Below are 20,335 nucleotides of genomic sequence, written 5' to 3'. Positions count from 1 at the left end.
GTCCTAGGACTCGGCGGGCTTGATCTTGGAGAGGATCTGGATGCCGGTCATGCCCTGCATGGGCGCGCAGTACGGGTCGTCCTTGGTGGGGAAGCCGGTCCAGTTCTTCTCGCTGAACTGGTAGAACTCCAAGGGGCGGTACATGAGCGGGATGGCGGGGGCCTCGGCGCGGATGATGTCGTCGAGCTGCGTGTAGGCGGCGGTGGCGCCCGCGGCGTCGGCGGCGGTGGCGGCCTCGTCGAGGAGCGCGGGGACGGCGTCGTGGTGGAAGCGCCCGAAGTTCCAGAAGGCCATCTCGCCGACGGGCGGGACCTCGCGGTCGTCGATGAGGTCGCGGATGCGCGACCAGGGGCTGGAGGGGGCGACGTCGGAGACGTACCACAGGACCATGTCGAAGGCGCCGTTGCCGAGGTTGTCGTTGACCTCGGTGAAGTCACTGAACTCGGTGACGACGTCGATCCCGGCGGCGGTGGCGGTGGTGGCGACGATGTCGAGGGCGGCGTTCCAGTCGGTCCAGCCCTGGGGGGTGGCGGCCTTGAACGGGCCGAGGCGGGTGCCGTCGGGGAGGACGTAGACGCCGTCGTCGCCCTTGGCGGCGCCGACCTCCTCTTCGAGGATGCGGGCGGTCTCGGCGGGGTCGTAGGACCAGCCCGCGGCGGCGGCCTCGGCGTTGAAGTGGACGCTCTCGGCGCCTTCGGGGAGGATGACGCTGGCCTGCGCGGGGTCGCTCATCCCGGCCATGGCGGACTCGGCGATCTTGGCGTAGTCGATGGCGTGGGCGAGCGCGCGGCGCACGCGGGCGTCGGCGAGGGGCCCGGTCGTGGTGTTGATGATGAGCATCGGGATGGAGCCGGGCAGGTGGTAGGGGGCGTCGGGTTGCCAGGTCTTGACGGGCAGGCCGCGGTCCTCCCAGAGCTCGTTGACGCGGGGCAGGAAGTAGGCGGAGAGGTCGATGTCGCCGTTCTGGAACGAGAGGTTCGCGGCGTCGTTGCCCTCGTAGATGGCGTGGACGACCTTCTGCGGGACGGGCTTGCCGTGGATCTCGTTGCCCCAGTAGTCGGGGTGGAGCTTGAGGGTGACGTCCTGGTGGGAGTAGGAGTCGAGGGTGTAGGGGCCGGAGCCGACGGGCTCGGTGTTGGGGTGCTCGGTGAGCTCGGCGTCGGGGACCTCGGCCCACACGTGCGCGGGGAGGATGTACGTGAAGCAGAGCAGGTCCATGAGCCGAAGGCGCTGGGGGCGTTCGGCGTTGAGGGTGAAGACGACGGTGCGGTCGTCGGGGGCGTCGATCGCGTCGACGTAGGTCCAGACGTCGCCGTAGGCGATGCCCTCGTTGCGGTCGGCGAGGCTGAAGGTGGCGACGACGTCGGCGCTGGTGAGCGGCTTGCCGTCGTGCCAGGTGGTGCCTTCCTGGAGGGTGACGGTGCCGACGCCCTCGGCCCACTCGATGCCGGAGGCGAGGAGGGGCTCGGACTCGCCGGTGAGGAGGTTGAAGTTGAAGAGGGTCTCGTAGAGGTGGACGGCGTAGTTGCCGACGGGCCACGAGGCGGTCCAGCCGAGGGGGTTGAAGTTGGTGGGGGCGCCGTCCTGGAGCCCGGCGGTGTAGAGGGTGGTGGCGCGGGCCTCGCCGCCGCCGGTCCCGGTGCAGGCGGCCAGGGCCGCGGCCGCGCTGAGGGCGGCGGAGGTCTGGAGGACGGTGCGGCGGCTCGGGCGGCCGGGGCGGTGCGTCATGGTGGTGTCCCTTGCTCGGGGTGACGGTGAGGAGTCTGGGGGGTTCGCGGAGCTTAATAGTTAGATAAGATTACTAACTTATAAGCGCCGATAGTATACTCAGCGGGCCCCGGGGTCAACATCGACGCGAAGAAAACTCCCGCAGCCCGGCCCACCAGCGAAGAAGGACGCCCATGCGAACGAACACGGACCCGCCCGTCCCCTCCGGCTCCTCCCACCTGCTGCGCACCATCAACGAGCGCGCCGCGCTCTACCACCTGCTGGAGAACGACACGCTCACCCGCGTCGAACTGCGCAAGCTCACCGGCCTCGCCAAGCCCACCGCGTCCCAGGTGATGCTGCGGCTCGCCGAGTCCGGGCTCGCCGTCACGCAGGGGCGCACCACCGCCAAGCAGGTCGGGCCCCGGGCCGAGGTCTACTCCGTGAACGCCGACCACGCCTTCGCCGCGGCCGTGACCCTCCACGAGCCCGACGGCGTCACCGTCGCCGTCCGCGACCTCAAAGGGCGCGAACGGGCCTCGTCCACCCGCCGCTTCGACTTCACCGCGGTCCCCCTCGACACCGCCGTCCAGCACATGCTCCGCCACACCGCCGACGACGCCGGCATCCCCATCGAGCGCGTCGCCGTCGTCCACCTCGCCGTCCCCGGCGCCTACGACGCCGTCACCGACACCATCGGCTACGCCGACATCCCCGGCGCCCCCGACGTGCGGCTCGGCGCCTCCCTGGAGTCCTTCATGGACTGCCCCGTGACGATCCACAACGACGTCAACGCCGCCACCGTCGCCGAGCGCCGCAACCCCGCCGTCTCCGGCGGCCTCGTCCTGCTGTGGCTGGGCCGCGAGGGCATCGGCACCGGCATCGACCTGGTCCACGGCCTCGTCGTCGGCGCCCGCGGCGCGGCGGGGGAACTCGGGTACGTGCCCGTGTTCCCCGACCGGGCCGGCCCCGACGACCCGACCTACCAGGACTGGATCGGCGCACCCGCCGTCCTCGCCCTGGGCGGGGAGCACGGGGTCGCGGGGGGCGAGGCCGTCGCCGTCATGACCGCGGCCGTCAAGCAAGGGGCGCAGGCGTTCATGGATGCCTACGCCGCCCGCGTCGCGGGCGCCCTGCACCTGCTCACGTGCCTGTTCGACCCGCCGAGCCTGGTCCTCGGCGGCGAGATCGCCCGGGCGGGCGGCGAGACCTTCATCGAGGCCGTGCGGCGCGCGAACGCGGCGCTGGCCGAGCGCATCCTGCCGTCGGCGGTGTACGGCGACGCCGTCGCGATCGGGGTCCTGGACCTGGCGTACGCCGACCTGAAGGGCCGCGTGCTCGACGCGGCCCTCCCGGACGGTCAGTAGAGGACGCGCAGCGGCTTCATCGCGGTGATCTCGGCGGCGAGCCTACGGTGGGCCGCGGTGTCGACCTCCCCGGTGAGCGCGTCGAGCGCGGTCCACGCGGCGCCGAGCACGGGCGGGCGGTCGACCCCGGTGTAGGCCGCGAGCGGGAACTCCGCTTCGAGGAGCGGGGTCAGGTGCCGTTGCAGCGCTTGGGGAGCGGCCCCGAGGATGCCGCCGCCGCCCACGATCGTGAACGGCGCCCCGCCGAGCCCGAGCCGTCGGACGCCGACGCGGACCATCGCCCCGATCTCCGCAGCCTGGCGCTCCACGATGGACTCGGCTTGCGCGTCCCCGGCGTCGGCGGCCGCGAACAGGCGCGGCACCAGCCCGTGGACCAGGTCCCGGGAGAGGTGCCCCAGGTGCAGCCCGACCGCGGCGTCCTCGACCGTCCCGGTCCCGAAGTGCTCGCACACCGCGGCGCACAGCATCGTGGCCGGCCCGCGGCCGTCCTCGGCGCGGGCGGCGTGGAAGAGCACGGCGTCGCCGAGGTCCTCGCCCCCGCCCCAGTCGCCGGTGGTCGGCCCGAGCGCTGGGAACCGCGACCACTCGCCGGACGCGTTGCGGCCCACGCTGTTCATCCCCGCCCCGCAGATCACGGCCACGGCGTTCCGGTCGCCCGTGCCGGCCCGCAGCAGCGCGAACACGTCGTTGTCGATCGCCGTCGCCTCGGCCCACCCGCGCGAGCGCGCGTCGGCGTTCAGCCGCTCGACCTCCACCGGGAGGTCAACGCCCGCAAGGAGGGCGTCGACCCGCGCGAGCGGCACCTCGCTCCCCCACCGGGCCTCGGCCCGGACGGTGTCGATGAGCTTGCCCAGCAGGTCGACCGCCTCGCGGTACCCGAGCCGGTGCGGCGAGGAGGTGCCGGTGCGCACGTAGGCGTGGACGCGGCCGTCGACGGTCGCGGCCACCACGTCGGTCTTGGAGTTGCCGCCGTCCACCGCGATGAAGGCGCCGGGTGCGTTCAGGCCCAAGGGAGGTGGTCCCGCCCGCTGGCGATGAGCCGGGAGGTGAGGCCCTCCGCGAGGTCGTGCTGGCCCACGAGCGGGTGGGCGAGCAGCGCCTCGTAGACGCGGCGCTCGCCGCCGTGGACGGCGGCCTGCACGCCGAGCTCCTCGTACGCGGAGACCGCCGAGACGAGGCCGCGCTGCCGGGCCCCGAGTGGGGCCACGTCCACGGGCGTGATCTCGGCGCCGACGCGGGCCGACACCTCGATCACGGCCTCGTCGGGGAGGAACGGCAGGAAGCCGCGGTTGCGGACGTTCACGGCGTGAACGTCGCCGTCCTGGGCGAGGAGCGAGCGCATGAGCGCCACGGCGGCCTCGGAGTAGTAGGCGCCGCCGCGCTGCGAGAGCAGGTCGGGCTTGCGGTCGAGGGTGTCGTCCTCGTAGACCTTCCACAGCTCGGACTCGATGCGGGCGACCTCCTGGCCGCGCGAGGGCGCGGCGCGCAGGTGGGCGACCTCCTGGTCGTGGGCGTAGAAGTAGCGCAGGTAGTAGGAGGGCACGCGGCCGTCGGCGAAGACGGCGGCGGGGAGGTCGACCTCCTCGGCCACGGTCTCGCGGTGCGCCGCGAGGAGGTCGGGGAGCACGTCGCGGCCGTCGATCCGGACGCCGGTCTCCCAGGTCAGGTGGTTGAGGCCGACGTGGTCGAGGACGACCTCCCCGGGGTCGCGGCCGAGGAGCCCGGCGAAGCGGCGCTGGAAGCCGATGGCGACGTTGCACAGGCCGATCGCGCGGTGGCCCGCGTCGAGGAGCGCCCGGGTGACCATGCCGACCGGGTTGGTGAAGTCGACGATCCACGCGTCGGGCGCGGCGAGTTCGCGCACGCGGTGGGCGATCCGGAGGGCCACGGGGATGGTGCGCAGGGCCTTCGCGAGGCCGCCCGCGCCGGTGGTCTCCTGGCCGACGCAACCGCATTCGAGCGGGAACGCCTCGTCGGCGATCCGCGCCTGCTGGCCGCCGACGCGCAGCTGGAGCAGCACGAGCGCGGCCCCTTCGACGCCGCGGTCGAGGTCGGCGGTCCACTCGACGCGCGCGTCGGACCCGTGCCGGCGCATGATGCGCCGCACCAGGGGGCCGATGACCTCCAGCTTGTCCACGGCCGGGTCCACCAGCACCACTTCGTCGATGCCGAGCGCGGCGGCGTTGGCGCCGAAGCCTTCGGCGAGCTCGGGGGTGTAGGTGGATCCGCCACCGACCACGGCGATCTTCATCAAGGTCCTCTCGATCAGCGACGGACCGGAGGGATGGCCGTCATAAATAGTCAGGTTAACTAACTAACTGATCGATGTCAACGCGCGAATCGGCGCAGGGCCCCTCGGAGGGCCGGGAACCTCGATGCCGATATAACCTCCTTCGACTCCCGGAGGCGGGCGCGCCTGCAACCGTATTTCGTGACCGCCTCAGCGCCAGCGGATCGCCCGGGGCGCGTCCGGGCCGTCCAGCTCCCCCGCGGCGCGTTCGGCGGCCGCGCCGACGGCGAGGAACGCGTGGGCGAGCATCGCCAGGGTGACGTGCCGGTACCACCCCTCCCACCTGCGGACCTGGTAGTGGTCGAGCCCGCATTCGGCCTTCGCGGCCAGGAGGCAGGCGGCCATGGCGTCGCGGGCCGACGCGGTGCGCACGATGTCCTCGCGCCGCACCGCGTCGGCGTGGAAGCACAGGAAGTACACGAGCTCGGCGGGCCGCTCGGCCGAGCGGCGCACGAGCAGGGTCCTGACGAACCCGGGCGGGAGGTCCTCGGTGCCGGGCAGGGTCGCCCAGGCCCAGTCGTACTCGCCCGCAGCGCAACTGCCCGGACGCGGCGGCACCCGGCGCCAGGCCGAGGCCGGGGCGGCGCGAGCGAGGACGTCCACGCGATCGGACTCGCGGAGCGTCTGCGTCAGCGGCACCTCCACCACGTACGGGAGGCGGCGCGAGGTGAGGAACGACAGGAACGCGGTGTCGCGCCCGTAGGTGGCGTCCGCGGCGACCCATCCGGCGGCGACCCCGGCGGCGACCGCGCGCCCGATCATGGCCTCGGCGAGGCGCGGCTTCGCAAGGGCCCCAGCGGCGATGCGCGTCGCGGGGACCCCGGCGGCGGTACAGCGCTCCGGGTCCTCGATCCACACGGGAGGCAGGTACAGCTCGCGGTCGATCAGGGCCGAGCCCCGCTCGCCGACGTAGGCGAGGAAGACGCCAACCTGGCAGTTCTCGGTCCGCCCGGTGGCGTGCAGGTACTGCCGCTGCACGCCGGCGGAGGCGCGGCCGCGCTTGGGGAAGCCGGTCTCGTCCACGACCAGCGCGCCGCCGGGGCCCGCGAGGTTGGCGGCGGCGTAGGCGCGCACCGCGTCGCGCAGCAGGTCCGCGGACCACACGGCGCGGCTCAGGAAGTGCTGCACGCGGACCGGTGTTGGGTCGCCCGCGGCCGCGGCGAGCTGCCAGCCGGCCTTGCGCTCCAGGGGCGCGAGGAGGCCGACGAGGTAGGACCTGGCCCGGCGCCGGAGCTCCACTCTGCCGAACAGTCCCGCCATCGTAGAGAAAACCTCGTCCAACCGTGAGCGCCAGCTCGTGATCTCTTGGGGTGCAACGTTTTCGATCATCACTTGAGATTGTAGAAAGTCACGAAGTGCGGCTATCGCCCCGCTTTCGCCCTGAATCCGGCGAGCAGGCCCGCGGCGGTCCCCGGACCGCCGATCCTGATGTCAACGCGATCGATCGACATGTTCGGTCGACGCCCGACAAGGAGGATCACCATGCCCACATACCGTGTCTACCTGGGGTATCCGGACCAGCCCGTCGCCGAGTACGCGTGGCTGGGGACCGTCGTCGCCAGCAATGAGGACGAGGCGTACGGGTACGCCTACCGGAGCTGGATCGCCGAGGACCCGCAACCGACGCCGCCGGCGCCCACCGCGTGCAAGAGGGCCATCAGGCGGATCGGCACCAACGCCGTCCTCGCCGCCGCCTCCGGCTCGACCGGCGCCCAGCAGGCGTTCTCGGACGAGCTCGACGCCAAGGTCGCCCAGTTCCTGGGGACGAAGCTCGACGGCAAGTTCGCCACCGTGACGTACCCCGCGGGGTTCAACTACGGCATCACCTACGGCGCCAACGCGTACTACAACGCGGCGACGCTCGGCGACCTCGACTCGCTCCTGGCCGCCGATGACGGCGGCCAGCTCACGCTCGGGAACGGCAGCTTCGCGGGCCTGTACCGCCAGATCCTGGGGGCGACGGTCTACGGCTTCTCCAAGGCCGACCAGAACCTCATGCAGAGCCAGGACAACGCCGCCACGGCGCAGATCGCCGCGATCCTGACCGAGTTCCAGAACGCCGGCGGCAAGTTCACCAACCCGCCGCCGTTCGGCGGGAAGCTCCAGGACGTCTTCGACCAGCTGCTCGCGCGGTACAAGTCCCTGGAGAACCTGCCGTCCTCGCTCAGCTCGCTGCACAACGCGATCGCGAAGTACAAGGAGGTCGCCGCGGGCGCGGTCCAGATGCACAACAACTACTACGAGGCGACCGCGAGGCTCAACGCCGCGCGCGCCGCGGTCCTCGCGCCGTCGCAGGCGAACGGCGGCGAGGAGGTCGACGACGGGAAGTACTTCGTCGGGTACAGCCCCGACAAGCTCCCGAGCGCCAACCAGCTCATCGGATCGCTGGCCACCGACGCGAACGCCGTGTCGGTCCAGATGACCCTGTCGAACTTCACGTCGAAGTCGACCGACCTCAGCCTCTCGGGCAAGGTCGGGTTCTCGATCCCGATCATGGACGTCGCGAGCTTCGACTTCGGCGGCTCGGCCTCCTACGACCTCTCGACGTACACGTCGAGCTCGTCGCACATCGAGATCGACCTCCAGTACAAGGGTGTCACCATCGTCGGCGCCGCGCCGACCCTGCTCGCGCAGGACGGCTCCACCGGCTGGTGGGACGCGCAGATGCTCGGCGAGATCGCGACCAAGACCGGCAAGGACGCCACCGGGTACCAGTTGCAGGGCAGCGAGTTCGACGTGGACTCCCTGTTCGGCCCCGGCAAGGCGCTCTCGCGCCTGAAGACCTTCGTGGTCTCGCGCCAGCCGGAGATGTCGATGACCTTCAAGGGCGGCAACGCCTCCAAGGTCACCAGCGACATGAAGGTCGGCGCGAAGGCGTCGGTGGACCTGTTCGGGCTCTTCCCGATCGGCTCGGCCTCCGCGAACTACGCCGTGAGCACCGTGGACACCAGCTCCAGCGACGGCTCGGTGAAGGTCACCTTCGGCGCGCCCGAGCCCAGCGGCACGATCCCGCTGGAGCAGCAGGTCGCGTACGTGATGGGCGGCGTGCCGTCCTACCCGCCGATCGCGGGCTAGCGCGGCGCGGGGTGCAGTCGGCCGCATCCCCGTGAGCGGGAAGGAGAACGGGGCCGCCTCTGCGGAGGCGGCCCCGTTCGGCGCTACAGCGCGTGCTTGAGGGTGAGCCAGCCGCCGTCGACGGGGAGGTCGGTGCCGGTGATGTAGCTGGCCTCGGCGGACGCGAGGTAGGCGACGGCGGTGGCGACCTCGTCGGCGCGGCCCACGCGGCCGACGAGGGTGGCGTCCCCGGCGAGGACGATGTCCTCCTCGGAGGTGTCGGCCCAGTGGGTGGTGCGGATCGGGCCGGGCGAGACCGAGTTGAACCTGACGTGCGGGGCGTACTCCACGGCGAGCTGCCTGACGAGGGCGTTGAGCCCGCCTTTCGCCGCGGCGTAGGCGGTGTAGCCCGGGAGCGACCGGTGGGCGTGGACCGAGGAGACCGCCACGACCGCGCCGCGGGCCTCCTTCAGCGGCCCGATGAAGGCTTTCACGCCGAGGTAGGCGGCCTTGAGGGTGACGTCGTGGGTCAGGTCCCAGTCCGGTTCGGACAGCTCGTGGGGCGCGCCGTTGACGCTTGCGAAGGCGTTCGAGACGAGGGCGTCGAGGCGGCCGTGGGCGCCGATCACCTTGTCGTGCAGCGCGGCCCAGTCGGCCGCGGAGGAGGCGTCGGCGCGGTGGAAGCGGACGTCCCCGGCGCTCTCGCGGGCGATCCGCTCCCCCGCCTCCTCGTCCACGTCGGCGACGTACACCGTCCCGCCCTCGGCCGCGAGGCGCGCCGCGCAGGCCGCCCCGATCCCCTTCGCTCCACCGGTGATGACGGCGACTCTGCCTTCGTATCGATTCATCGGCATACGGTAGCGTCCGAATCCACTGGGCCGTAACCCGATGCGACCGGACCGTCGCTATCCGGGCACGACCAGGTGCAGGCGCCGGTCGGCGAGGCCGATGGTGATCTGCTGGCCCCACGTCGCGGTCAGGTGGTCGGACTCGACGCCGTCGGCGAAGACCACGAGGCGCTCGCTCTCGCACACGAGCCGCAGCTCCTCCCCCGTGCCGAGGACGCCCGCGGTCAGGGCGGTCCCGGTGGCGGGCGAGGGCCACGCCTCCCTGACGAACCAGGACAGCGACGGCGCCTCCGGTCCCGGCAGGACCTCGCGCCGGTCCCGTTCGGCCGCAACCGAAGCGGTCCAGCCCGTGGCGCCCGTGCCGGTCCCGACGAGGACGCCCGAGGACGACTGGCGCTCGCCGCGGCCGGCCGCGTCCACGAGCCGGTAGCGCGCGGACTGGTGGGCGGCGTGCCCCGCGTAGACCTCGTTGAGCCCGGCCAGCTCCTGGCCGTCGTCCAGGCGCGCGGCGACCATCGTGAGGCTCCGCGCGCCCGCGGTCCCGGCGGCGACCGCCCTGAGCGCCTTGGCGACCGACGCGGCCCGGAAGCACACGAGGACGCCGCGGTTGCGGCCCGGCTCGGGGTCCACGCCGATCACCGGCTGACCGGACAGGTACTTCGCGACGTTCGCGACGAGGCCGTCCTGGCCGACGGCGACCACGATGTCCTCGGGCGCGAACAGGAACCGCGGCAGGTCGCCGCGGTCGACGCGGCCCCGGCGCCAGTCGGCCGGGACCGCCGCGTCCACCGCGGTGAGCGCGGCTTCGAGGGCCTCGTGGCGGGCGGTGGCCTCCTGGAGGTCGCGGCCCCGCTGGCGCAGGAAGTGGTCGGCGGCGGCGCGGGTGCCGTGGCGGGCCAGGAGCTCGTCGAGTTCGCTGCGGCGGCTGACGACGACCACGCGCGGCGCGAGCGTGGCGCTCACCGCTGGCCGTCCGCAAGCCGGGCGAGCGTGCCGGTGAGCAGGTCCGGGGTGACGGTGAGCTGGCCGATCGCGGGGAGCTGCCCAGCGAGGTCGCGCATGGCGAGCGCGTGGAGGACCCCGGTGGGCAGGTCGCGGTAGATCGCCATGCGGGCGGCCTCGGCGTCGGCTTCGGCGGCGCCGACCTCGCGGACCCGGTCGGCCTGGGCGGTGGCGAGGGTGCGGGCCTTTTCTGCCTCGCCTTGGGCCGCGGCGAGTTCGGAGGCGGCGGTGAGTTCGGCGCGGCGCCTGTCGTTGGCGCCCTTCTGCTCCACGAGCTGCTGCTCGCGGCGGGCCAGCTCGATCTTGTTCTGGAGCTCGTTCTCGGCGATGGCGCGCTCCTGCTCGACGGCGAGGGCGCGGCGGGCGTACGTGGCCTTGTCCGCGTCCTGCTGCACCGCTTCGCGGGTGGGGGTCTGGAGCGAGCGCTCCATCTCCGGTTCGGGCCGGATCGCCACGACGCGGGCGCTGACGACCGCGACGCCGACGTCCCCGAGCCGCGGGTCGTCCGAGAGCGCGGCGGCGACGGCCTCGCGGACCTCGGTGATGGCGACGGTGAGCGCGTCGGCGAGGGGCACGCGGGCGAGGAGGTCGAGGGCGGGCTGCTGGGCGAGTTCGGTGAGGAGGGTCGCGACCTGGTCGAGGGGGCGGGCGCGGGCCTGGCCGCCGTAGGGGTCGACGGAGAAGTCGAGGCGGGCGGCGGCCAGCGCGGGGTCGGCGACGCGGTAGGTGACGGTGGCCTGGACGGTGACGTCGGCGAAGTCGGCGGTGCGGGCGTGGAACATGAGGGGCAGTTCGCGGTCGTCCACGGGGACTTCGGAGAGGACGGCGGTGAGGGGCCGGTACCAGAACGACTGGCCGGTGCCCTCTTTGACGTCGCGGCCGCGCTTCTGGAAGCGGACCCAGACGGTGGGGGTGCCGCGCAGGTGGCGCAGGAACAGGCGGTTGGTGACATCGGCCATGGGGTGGGCCTCCTTTTCTCGTCATCATGACGATAAACCGCGTGCTAGGTTATCGTCAAGGTGGTGAGAATGACGTATCCGGTGTTCGCGGTCACGGTCGATCTGGTGGTGCTCACGGTCAGGGAGGGCGGTCTGCACGTGCTGCTGGTGCGGCGCGGGATCGAGCCGTACCTCGACGCGTGGGCGCTGCCCGGCGGGTTCGTGCTCGAAGACGAGGACCTGCCGACCGCCGCGCGGCGGGAGCTGGCGGAGGAGACGGGCCTGGCGGGCGCGGGCGGGCATCTGGAGCAGCTCGCGAGTTACGGTGCGCCTGATCGCGATCCGCGCGGCCGGGTGGTGACGGTGGCGTACCTGGCGCTGCTGCCGGACCTGCCGGTGCCGACGGCGGGCACGGACGCGGCGGAGGCGGAGTGGCGGCCGGTCGGGAAGCTCGGGCTGGCGTTCGACCACGACCGCATCCTGGCGGACGGCGTCGAGCGGGCGCGCTCCAAACTGGAGTACACGCCGCTGGCGGCGGCGTTCTGCCCGCCGGAGTTCACGATCGCGGCGCTGCGGCAGGTCTACGAGGCGGTCTGGGGCGAGTCCCTGGACCCCCGCAACTTCCACCGCAAGGCGACCTCGACCCCCGGCTTCGTCTCCCCCACCGGCGGTTCCACCGAGGGCGGCACGGGCCGCCCCGCCCGCCTCTACCGGCGCGGCGACGCGGCCCTGCTCAACCCCCCGCTCCTGCGCCGCCGCCCCGGGGACTGAGGGCTAGGCGTCGGTGAGCTGGCGCATCATCGTGAGGCCGTCGGAGCAGATCCACTCCTCGGCGAGCATGCCGTCCTCGATGCGGTAGATCTCGATGCTGGTGTACTCGATGCCGCGGCCGGTGGGCTCCATGCCGAGGAACTCGCCGCCGTGGGTCCCGGTGAACGTCAGGCGCACGGTGACCTTGTCGTCCGCGGCGAAGATGTCCTCGATGGACGCCTGGATGCCGGGGAAGGCCGCGTGCATCATCGTGAAGTTCCGGGCCCACGCCTCGTGGCCGCGCTCCTGGTGGGGCATGCCGGCGATGTTGACGGCGAAGTCCTCGGTGAGGAACGCGATGGTCGCATCGAGGTCGGATTCGTTGAAGGCCGCGAACGCGCTGCGGACGAGCGCGATGTTGGCGTCGTGGTCGGTCGTCATGGTCACTCCTTGTGCTGCGGTGCGGCGGCGAGGATCGCCGCCTTGAGTCGGTCGATCACTTGGTCGAGGTCGAGTCCGAGGCGGTCCAGGTCGGCGTCGGGGAAGCCGCCGAAGAGCTGGGCCGCGAGTTCGCCCTGCCCCTGTTCGAGGGCGCGGGCGGTGGCGGCGCCGCGGTCGGTGAGGGTCACGAGGGTCGCGCGCCGGTCGGCGGGGTGCGGTTCGCGGGTGACGAATCCGGTGGCGGCCAGGGCGTCGACGAGTCCGGTGACGTTCCGCGCGGAGACGCCGAGCGCCTCGGCGAGCCGCCGCTGCGTGGACGGGCCCTCCTCGTGGACGAGCCACAGGAGGTGGGTGCGGGACTGCGTGAGGCCCTCGCGGGTGAACATCTGCTCCATGTCCGCGTTCAGGACGACGGCGAGTTCGAGGACCCGGCCCAGCATCGCGGCTTCCCGCGTCTCGCGTTGCGTCATGATCATGAATATACATCATAGTGAAGTACATTCACTACTTAAGGCGGGCGGGCGGCGGGACCGGCCGGGATACGATGCGGCGACTATGGGAGGAACCGTGTCGAAACCCCGCTTCTGGAGGCGCGTCGCGCCCGCGCTCGGCCTGTTCGTGCTGGCGCCGTTCGTCGGAGAGCTGCTGCTCGGGAACCTGGCGATCGCCGAGTTCGGCCTCGCGCTCCTGCTCGCGCCGCTGTACGGCGGCGGGGCGCTCCTGATCCGCGAGACCGCGCGGCGGGCCGGGCGGGGGTGGCCGACGATGGTGCTGCTGGCGGCGGCGTACGCGCTGATCGAGGAGGGCCCGGTCGACCAGCTGCTGTGGAACGACGCGTACGCGGGATACGACCTGCTGCACGGCGACTCGTTCCTCCCCGGGATCGGCATGAACGTCGAGCTGACGGTGACGATCCTGGCGCTCCACACGGTCTGGAGCGTCTGCGTGCCGATCGCGATCGTGGAGGCGTTCGTGCCGGACCGGCGCACGGAGCCGTGGCTGCGCGTCCCCGGTCTCGCGGTGACCGCGCTGGTCTACCTCGGCGGCGTCAACCTCGTGTTCTGGGGGACGCTCGCGGAGGAGGACTTCATGGCCTCGCCGCTCCAGTTCGCCTCGATGGGGGTCGTCATCCTGGCGCTGGTCGTGCTGGCGTTCCGGGTCGGCCGCGAACCGCGCCCGCCGCTGCCGGGCCGGGCCCCGTCGCCGTGGATCGCGGGCGCCGCCGCGCTCGTCGGCACCAGCGCGTTCTGGGGGCCGGCGAACCTGGTCACAGCTGCCTGGTACGAGTGGGTGAACGTCGCCGTCTGGTGCGTCGTCGCCGCGGTCGGCACCGTCCTGGTCCTCCGCTGGTCCCGCATGGACGGCTGGAGCCCGGTCCACGTCTTCGCTCTCGCCGCGGGCGCCACCCTGACCTATGCGTGGACGGCGTTCCCTGTACAGCCCGAAACGCCCGGGTCCGCGACACTGGACCTCGTCGGGAACGCGGTGTTCGCCCTCATCGCGGTCCTGGTCCTCATCGGCGCAGGGCGCGCCGTCGGCAGACACCCAGGAGGCCCCGTTGCTCTCGATCACTGAAGTCCGCGATCATCTCAAGGACGACCTGGACCGCCTCGCGCGCGAGCACGACGTGCCCGGCGCCGCGGTGGCCGTGGCGATCGGGGGCGAGACTGCGGAAGCGGTGACCGGGGTCGTGAACCGGCGCACCGGGATCGCGGTGACGCCGGAGGCGGTGTTCCAGATCCAGTCCGTGACGAAGGTGTGGACCGCGACGCTCGTCATGCAGCTCGTCGACGAGGGCCTGGTGGGTCTGGAAGACCGGGCGCAGGCGCACCTCCCCCGGTTCCGGACCGCCGACCCGGACGCGAGCGCGCGGATCACCGTCGAGCACCTGCTCACGCACACCGGCGGGTTCGAGGGCGACCTGTGGGCGGCGACCACCGAGGGCGACGACGCGCTGGAGCGGCTGGTCGAGGACGAGGTGCCGCGGCTGCCGCAGTACCGGGAGCCGGGCGCGGGGTACTCGTACTGCAGCGCGGGGATGGCGGTGCTCGGGAGGCTCGTGGAGGTCGTGCGGGACCTGACGTTCGCGGAGGCGCTGCGGCGGTACCTCGCGGTGCCCCTCGGGGTGGAGGAGCTGGCGTTCGGGCCGGACGACGCGCTCGGGTTCAACACGGCGATCGGCCATGCGCCGCAGGGCGACAAGGGCTGGTGGCCGCTGGCGGTGTGGGCGAGCATGCCCGCGTCGAACCCGGCGGCGGGGAACCGGCTCGCGATGTCGGCGCGGGGCCTGCTGGCCCTCGGCCGGATGCACGCGGAGGACGGCGGGGACGTGCTGTCCGCGGCGTCGGCGCTGGCGATGCGCACCGGGCGCGTTCCGGTCCCGGCGAGCCCGGTGGTGCCGAAGCGGGTGGGGCTGGGCTGGGAGGTCTTCGGCGGCGGCGCGGTCGCGGGCCACGGCGGCGGCGCGATCGGGTGCGACGCGGTGCTGTACGCGGTGCCAGGTCAGCGGACGGCGGTGGCGCTGCTCGCCAACGGCGGCAACGCGAAGGCGCTCATCCGGGGCCTCGTGCACCCGCTCGTGGAGCGGGCCTCGGGGGTGGCCCTGTCGGGTCCGGACCTGGAGCCGGTCGCCGCGGGGACGCGGCCGGACCGGTGCGCCGGGGTGTACGCGAGCGGGACGCAGCGGATCACCGTGTCGGCCGGGGACGGCGGGCTCGGCGTGGTCGGCGAGTCGGTCGGGGACGCCGCGCGCATGTTCGAGCGGGTCGGGCTGCCGGTGGAGCCGATGTCACTGCGGCTGAACGAGGTCGGGCCGGGGCTGTTCCACGGCGCGGGCGCCGGGTACGTCGAGTTCGTCGGCGCCGGGGAGGGTCCGGCGCGGTTCCTGCGGATCGGCGGGCGGCTGGTCCCGCGGGACGCGGTGCCCGCTTCGCAGCGGACACCGCTCGGGGGCTAGCTGATCTGGTAGGAGCCGGCGCGGTTGCTCCAGCCGATGGTGTCGAGGTTGGCGAGGTTGTCGATCCAGGTGGAGGAGGCGCCGGAGAGGGTGACCGTGTCCCAGAGCTTGATGTCGCAGGAGCGGTAGGTGTGGACGGAGCTGGCGCGGTTGTTCCACCCGGCCGCGTCGAGGTAGTCGACGCTGAACTCGACGGGCGAGTACGCGGCGGAGCAGGTGTAGCTGCCGTCGCCGACGAAGGAGCGGGTGCCGCCCGCGGGGTCGTAGTTGGTGCGGTCGTACAGGGTGATGAGGGTGACCGACTGGATGCCGACCTCGTCGGAGGCGGCGGCGTCCGCGGCGAGGGCGGCCGACTGGGTGGCGGCGCAGGTGGTCTCTTCGGTCACGAGGTTGACGACGCAGTGGTCGGCGACCGGAGCGGCGTAGGCCGCGGAGGGCGCGAGGGCGAAGAGTCCGGCCACGGCGAGGAGCACCGCGAGCAGGGTGCGCTTGCGAGGTGCGGTTGCGCGGTGGTGGTGTGAGTGGTTGCTCATGCGAACAGCGTACTGATTGTGGACGGTTCGTCAAGAGGTGAACGATTCGAGCAGTTCGCGCGTGGGAGGCTCGGCGCCCCGGCGGGTGCAGGTGATCGCGGAGGCGGCCACGGCGGCGTCGAGGACGGTTTCGAGCTCCGCGGAGCCCATGCGGCGCAACGCCTTGCGGTCGCCGAGGAGTCCGAGGGCGTCGAGCCGCCACAGCATCCCCGAGGTGAACGCGTCCCCGGCGCCGACCGTGTCGACCACGGTGATCGGGCGGGCCGGGCAGCGGCCTTCGGTGGTGGCGGTGACCGCGAAGGCGCCGTCGCCGCCGAGGGTCGCCACGACCATCGCGGGGCCGAGGCCGCGCCACCGCTTCACCACGTCCGCCGGGGACGTGCCGGGGTAGAGCCAGGCCAGGTCCTCGTCGCTGGCCTTGACGACGTCGGCGAGGGCCACGAGGCGCTCGATCCGCTCCCGGGCCGCGTCGGGCGGGCCCATGAGGGACGGCCGGACGTTCGGGTCGAAGCTGACGACGGCGTCGGTGGAGGCGAGGAGGGCCTCGACGGCGGCGGCGCCCGGTTCGAGGGCGGCGGCGAGGGAGCCGGTGTGGAGGCAGGTCGTGCCCGGCGGGAGCGCGAGCGGACGCACCGGGGCCCAGCCGATGTCGAACTCGTAGCGGGCCGCGCCGTGCGCGTCGAGGACCGCGGTGGCGGTGCTCGTCGGGGCGTCGCTCAGGGACCGGACGACGACGCCCACGGACTCCAGGTGGCCGCGGACCACCGCGCCGCGCGGGTCGGGGCCGAGCTGGGTGAGCAGGGTCGTGGGCAGGCCCAGGCGCGCGGTGCCGAGCGCGACGTTGGCGGGCGAGCCGCCCGGATGCTCGGCGGGCGGGGCCGCCGAGTCCGGGGTGCGCACCAGGTCCATCAGGGCTTCGCCGACGACGGTCAACACTGGCTTCCTCCTTGGGTTCTCGCGGTCCGCACCGGAGATTGACTCCGAATGTGAGTTATGCTACTTTCAAATCTCCGTTGACAACGTTGTCGCCAACGTTGTCATCGATTATCGCAGACGACCGCGAAGGATCGACATGGCGCGAACGGACGAGCCGTCCGACCGGAGGGCACCGACGATCAAGGACGTCGCCGTGCTCGCGGAGGTGGGCATCAAGACCGTCTCGCGCGTCCTCAACGACGAGCCGGGGGTGCGCCCCGAGACCAAGGACCGCATCCTCCAAGCCGTCGCCTCGCTCGGCTACCGCCGCAACGAGATCGCCTCCAGCATCCGCCGCCGCGACCGCCGCACCGCCTCGATCGGGCTCATCGTCGAGGACCTCGCGAACCCCTTCGCCGCCGGCGTCACCCGCGCCATCCAGGACTTCGCCGCCGAGCGCTCGCACCTGGTCCTGGTCGGCTCCAGCGACGGCGACCCCGCCCGGGAGCGCACGCTCGTGCAGGAGTTCGGCTCGCGCCTGGTCGACGGCCTCATCATCGTCCCCTCCGGCGCCGACCAGTCCTACCTCGACTACGAACGGGCGCACGGCGTCCCGGTCGTGTTCGTAGACCGGCCCGGGAAGCGGTTCAAAGCCGACGCGGTCGTCTCCGAGAACGCCGAGGGCACCGCCGAGGCCGTGCGGCACCTCGCCGCGCGCGGCCACGAGCGGATCGCGTTCCTCGGCGACCGGCAGTCGGTGTACACCGCCGCGCAGCGCCTCGCGGGCTTCAAGTCCGCGATGGAGGCCCTGCACGGCGCGGCCGACAAGCGCTACATCCGCACCGGCCTGCGCGACTCGCGCCAGGCCCACGACGCCGCCGTGGAGGTGTTCGGGCTCGACCCGGCCCCGACCGCCCTCGTGTGCGGCAACAACCTCGCCACCATCGGCGCCGTCCACGCCCTGCAAGCACTCGGCGTCCGCGACCGCATCGCCTGCATCGCGTTCGACGACATCGAACTGGCCGACCTGCTGCGCCCCGCGCTCACCGTGATCGCGCAGGACACCGCCGCGCTGGGCGCCGGCGCCGCCCGCCTGCTCTTCGACCGGCTCGACGAGCCGGGCGCCCCGTTCCGCCGGACCACCGTCCCGGTCCGCCTCGTGCCGAGGGAATCCGGGGAGATCCCCGCCTCGGCCTAACCGCATATGCCCTTCCCACATCGAGGACGAGGAGGTCCCCCGATGCAACCCTCAGTACGCACCCGATACGCCGTCGCCGCCGGACTCGCGACGGTCATGGCCGCCAGCGCCTGCTCCGGCGCGGGAGGCGGCGGCGACGATGCGAAGACCATCACCATCGCCACGGTCGCCAACCCCCAGATGCAGGACATCGAGCAGCTGTCGTCGGTCTTCGAGGAGGAGACCGGCATCGACGTGCAGTTCGTGATCCTCCCCGAGAACGAGCTGCGCGACAAGGTCACGCAGGACATCGCCACCGAGTCGGGCCAGTACGACATCGTCACGATCGGCACGTACGAGACGCCGATCTGGGCCGAGAACGGCTGGCTCACCCCGCTGGACGACTACGCATCCGACCCGGACTACGACGTGGACGACCTGCTCGGCCCGATCCGCGAAGCGGTGACCTATGAGGACGGCCTGTACGCGGTGCCGTTCTACGGCGAGTCGTCGTTCCTGATGTACCGCAAGGACCTGTTCGAGGCCAAGGGCCTCACGATGCCCGCGAATCCGACGTGGACGGAGGTCGCCGACCTCGCCGCGCAGCTGGACGACCCGGAGAACGACGTGGCCGGGATCTGCCTGCGGGGCCTGGCCGGATGGGGCGAGAACCTGGCGCCACTGAACACGATCATCCACACGTTCGGGGGCCGCTGGTACGACGAGGACTGGAACGCGCAGCTGACGAGTCCCGAGACCGCCGCGGCCGTGCAATTCTACGTGGACCTCGTGCGGGACTACGGCGAGGACGGGGCGGCGAACGCCGGGTTCTCGGAGTGCCTGACGGCGACCAGCCAGGGCAACGCGGCGATGTGGTTCGACGCGACCGTGGGCGCGTCGGTCCTGGAGGACCCGGAGTCCTCCGACGCGGCCGGGCTCATGGGGTACGCGCCCGCGCCGGTCATGGAGACCGAGCACTCGGGGTGGCTGTGGGCGTGGAACCTCGCGCTCCCGGAGACCTCGCAGAACAAGGACGCGGCCTGGGAGTTCATGTCCTGGGCGACGTCGAAGGAGTACATCGGGCTGGTCGGCGAGGAGCTGGGCTGGACCCGCGTCCCGCCGGGGAGCCGCGCGTCCACGTACGAGATCCCGGAGTACCAGGAGGCGGCCGCGGCCTACGCGCAGCCCACGCTGGACCAGATCGCGAACGTGAACGTGACGAAGCCCGGCCTGTACGAGCAGAACTGGGCGGGCGTCCAGTACATCACCATCCCGGAGTTCCAGGACCTCGGGACCAGGGTCGGCCAGGAGGTCTCGGCGGCGATCGCCGGGAACCAGACGGTCGAGGAAGCCCTGGACAAGGCCCAGCAGTACGCGGAGGAGACCGCGCAAACCGGTGGCTACCAGGGCGGTTGAGAGCGATGACCGCCGTCGAGACCCCGGCCCCGGCGCGCAGGCGCCGCGGGCCGGGCCCGCACAAGCCCACCGCAGGCGAGCGCTGGGGCCGCCGCGGACCGCTGCTGCCCGCGCTGCTGCTGGTCCTGGTCCTCACGCAGCTGCCGATGCTGGTGACCGTCTACTACAGCCTCCAGTCCCGGAACCTGCTGCGCCCCGGCGAGACCGGGTTCGCCGGGCTCGGCAACTACGCGGCCGTCATCGGCGACGCGCACTTCAGGGGCGCCGTGGTCAACACGGTGGTCCTGACGGCGAGCGTGGTGCTGCTGGCGATGGCCCTGGGGACCGCGCTCGCGGTGCTCCTGGACCAGAGGTTCCTGGGCCGCAACGTGGTCCGGACGCTCCTGATCACGCCGTTCCTGGTGATGCCCGCCGCGGCGGCGCTGATCTGGAAGCACGCGATGTTCAACCCGCTGTTCGGGGTGCTCAACTGGGTCCTGTCGCCCTTCGGGGTCGAGCGGATCGACTGGGTCTCCGAGCACCCGATGTTCTCGCTGATCCTCATGCTGACGTGGCAGTGGACGCCGTTCATGATGCTCATCGTGCTCGCGGGGCTCCAGAGCCAGGACCCGGAGATCCTGGAGGCGGCGAGAGTGGACGGTGCGAACGCGCTCCAGACGTTCCGCCGCATCACCTTCCCGCATCTGCGCCGCTTCATCGAGCTGGGGCTGCTGCTGGGGTCGATCTTCATCGTGAACACGTTCGACCCGATCTACCTCATCACGCAGGGCGGGCCGGGTCAGGCCACCACGAACCTGCCGTACTTCATCTACCAGGTGACCTTCCGCGCCTTCGAGGTCGGCGAGGCGGCCGCGGCCGGCGTCGTGGTCGTGTTCTGCACGATCCTCATCGCCTCCTTCGCGCTGCGGGTCATCTCCGGCCTGTTCCGAGAGGAGCGCTGA

General features: G+C 72.4%; 19 protein-coding genes. 8 read left to right on the top strand and 11 right to left on the bottom strand.

Features of this window, described 5'->3' with window-relative positions; translation table 11 throughout:
* Positions 1-3 precede the first annotated feature (3 nt).
* On the bottom strand, positions 4-1,728 hold the full coding sequence (locus AB0A65_RS19160; RefSeq protein WP_359952870.1) for an ABC transporter substrate-binding protein: 1,725 nt from the start codon (positions 1,726-1,728) through the stop codon (positions 4-6).
* Between the two features lie 173 nt (positions 1,729-1,901).
* Here AB0A65_RS19160 and AB0A65_RS19155 point away from each other — a divergent pair, with 173 nt between their 5' ends.
* The gene (locus tag AB0A65_RS19155; RefSeq protein WP_359952868.1) at positions 1,902-3,074 is read left to right on the top strand and encodes an ROK family protein; all 1,173 of its coding nucleotides are present in this window, start codon (positions 1,902-1,904) and stop codon (positions 3,072-3,074) included.
* Here the strand turns inward: AB0A65_RS19155 and AB0A65_RS19150 are convergent.
* The 3 genes from AB0A65_RS19150 to AB0A65_RS19140 form a co-directional block, all read right to left on the bottom strand.
* Positions 3,068-4,084, bottom strand: coding sequence for a BadF/BadG/BcrA/BcrD ATPase family protein (locus tag AB0A65_RS19150; RefSeq protein ID WP_359952866.1), 1,017 nt, complete (start codon positions 4,082-4,084; stop codon positions 3,068-3,070). The genes AB0A65_RS19155 and AB0A65_RS19150 overlap by 7 nt on opposite strands.
* Positions 4,075-5,325, bottom strand: coding sequence for a 6-phospho-beta-glucosidase (locus AB0A65_RS19145; protein ID WP_359952864.1), 1,251 nt, complete (start codon positions 5,323-5,325; stop codon positions 4,075-4,077). The genes AB0A65_RS19150 and AB0A65_RS19145 overlap by 10 nt, the downstream gene beginning before the upstream one ends.
* Before the next feature lie 189 nt (positions 5,326-5,514).
* Positions 5,515-6,624: an IS701 family transposase gene (locus AB0A65_RS19140; protein ID WP_359952862.1), complete on the bottom strand. Its 1,110-nt coding sequence runs from the start codon at positions 6,622-6,624 to the stop codon at positions 5,515-5,517.
* A 222-nt stretch (positions 6,625-6,846) separates the two neighbouring features.
* On the opposite strand from AB0A65_RS19140, the gene AB0A65_RS19135 reads away from it, so the two are divergent.
* The gene (locus AB0A65_RS19135; protein WP_359952860.1) at positions 6,847-8,439 is read left to right on the top strand and encodes a hypothetical protein; all 1,593 of its coding nucleotides are present in this window, start codon (positions 6,847-6,849) and stop codon (positions 8,437-8,439) included.
* A gap of 83 nt (positions 8,440-8,522) precedes the next feature.
* On the opposite strand, the gene AB0A65_RS19130 is transcribed toward AB0A65_RS19135, so the two are convergent.
* From AB0A65_RS19130 to AB0A65_RS19120, 3 genes are read right to left on the bottom strand one after another with little or no spacing between them, the layout of a single operon-like run.
* Positions 8,523-9,266 (bottom strand): SDR family oxidoreductase, encoded by a 744-nt coding sequence (locus AB0A65_RS19130; RefSeq protein ID WP_359952858.1) that lies wholly within the window; start codon positions 9,264-9,266, stop codon positions 8,523-8,525.
* A 57-nt stretch (positions 9,267-9,323) separates the two neighbouring features.
* Positions 9,324-10,229, bottom strand: a complete 906-nt coding sequence (locus AB0A65_RS19125) for a hypothetical protein (protein ID WP_359952856.1) — start codon at positions 10,227-10,229, stop codon at positions 9,324-9,326.
* Positions 10,226-11,227 (bottom strand): SPFH domain-containing protein, encoded by a 1,002-nt coding sequence (locus AB0A65_RS19120; RefSeq protein WP_359952854.1) that lies wholly within the window; start codon positions 11,225-11,227, stop codon positions 10,226-10,228. Before AB0A65_RS19120 ends, AB0A65_RS19125 begins: the two co-directional genes overlap by 4 nt.
* Before the next feature lie 69 nt (positions 11,228-11,296).
* Here AB0A65_RS19120 and AB0A65_RS19115 point away from each other — a divergent pair, with 69 nt between their 5' ends.
* Positions 11,297-11,977 carry an NUDIX domain-containing protein gene (locus AB0A65_RS19115; protein WP_359952852.1) on the top strand — a complete coding sequence of 227 codons (681 nt, stop codon included), beginning with the start codon at positions 11,297-11,299 and terminating at the stop codon, positions 11,975-11,977.
* Between the two features lie 3 nt (positions 11,978-11,980).
* Here the strand turns inward: AB0A65_RS19115 and AB0A65_RS19110 are convergent, their stop codons facing one another.
* Positions 11,981-12,397, bottom strand: a complete 417-nt coding sequence (locus tag AB0A65_RS19110) for an ester cyclase (protein WP_359952850.1) — start codon at positions 12,395-12,397, stop codon at positions 11,981-11,983.
* 2 nt (positions 12,398-12,399) lie between these two features.
* Positions 12,400-12,867, bottom strand: a complete 468-nt coding sequence (locus AB0A65_RS19105; protein WP_359952849.1) for a MarR family transcriptional regulator — start codon at positions 12,865-12,867, stop codon at positions 12,400-12,402.
* Between the two features lie 97 nt (positions 12,868-12,964).
* Here AB0A65_RS19105 and AB0A65_RS19100 point away from each other — a divergent pair, with 97 nt between their 5' ends.
* Both AB0A65_RS19100 and AB0A65_RS19095 read left to right on the top strand, forming a co-directional pair.
* A complete protein-coding gene (locus tag AB0A65_RS19100) occupies positions 12,965-13,972 on the top strand; it encodes a DUF998 domain-containing protein (RefSeq protein ID WP_359952848.1) in 1,008 nt (335 codons plus the stop codon).
* The gene (locus AB0A65_RS19095) at positions 13,956-15,353 is read left to right on the top strand and encodes a serine hydrolase domain-containing protein (RefSeq protein WP_359952846.1); all 1,398 of its coding nucleotides are present in this window, start codon (positions 13,956-13,958) and stop codon (positions 15,351-15,353) included. The genes AB0A65_RS19100 and AB0A65_RS19095 overlap by 17 nt, the downstream gene beginning before the upstream one ends.
* Here AB0A65_RS19095 and AB0A65_RS19090 read toward each other — a convergent pair.
* Positions 15,350-15,886: a hypothetical protein gene (locus AB0A65_RS19090; protein WP_359952844.1), complete on the bottom strand. Its 537-nt coding sequence runs from the start codon at positions 15,884-15,886 to the stop codon at positions 15,350-15,352. The two genes, AB0A65_RS19095 and AB0A65_RS19090, sit on opposite strands and share 4 nt — an antisense overlap.
* A 30-nt stretch (positions 15,887-15,916) precedes the next feature.
* Complete coding sequence (locus tag AB0A65_RS19085; protein WP_359952842.1) at positions 15,917-16,822, bottom strand: carbohydrate kinase; 906 nt, start codon at positions 16,820-16,822, stop codon at positions 15,917-15,919.
* 136 nt (positions 16,823-16,958) lie between these two features.
* Between AB0A65_RS19085 and AB0A65_RS19080 the strand changes: the two genes are divergently transcribed.
* From AB0A65_RS19080 to AB0A65_RS19070, 3 genes are read left to right on the top strand one after another with little or no spacing between them, the layout of a single operon-like run.
* On the top strand, positions 16,959-17,999 hold the full coding sequence (locus AB0A65_RS19080; RefSeq protein ID WP_359952840.1) for a LacI family DNA-binding transcriptional regulator: 1,041 nt from the start codon (positions 16,959-16,961) through the stop codon (positions 17,997-17,999).
* Between the two features lie 42 nt (positions 18,000-18,041).
* Complete coding sequence (locus tag AB0A65_RS19075) at positions 18,042-19,394, top strand: sugar ABC transporter substrate-binding protein (RefSeq protein ID WP_359952839.1); 1,353 nt, start codon at positions 18,042-18,044, stop codon at positions 19,392-19,394.
* Positions 19,395-19,399: 5 nt separating this feature from the next.
* Positions 19,400-20,335 (top strand): sugar ABC transporter permease, encoded by a 936-nt coding sequence (locus AB0A65_RS19070; protein WP_359952838.1) that lies wholly within the window; start codon positions 19,400-19,402, stop codon positions 20,333-20,335.

The organism is Glycomyces sp. NPDC047010 (genome assembly GCF_040644205.1).
Taxonomy (GTDB): Bacteria; Actinomycetota; Actinomycetes; order Mycobacteriales; family Micromonosporaceae; genus Glycomyces.
This window is presented reverse-complemented; position numbering and strand designations above follow the sequence as displayed.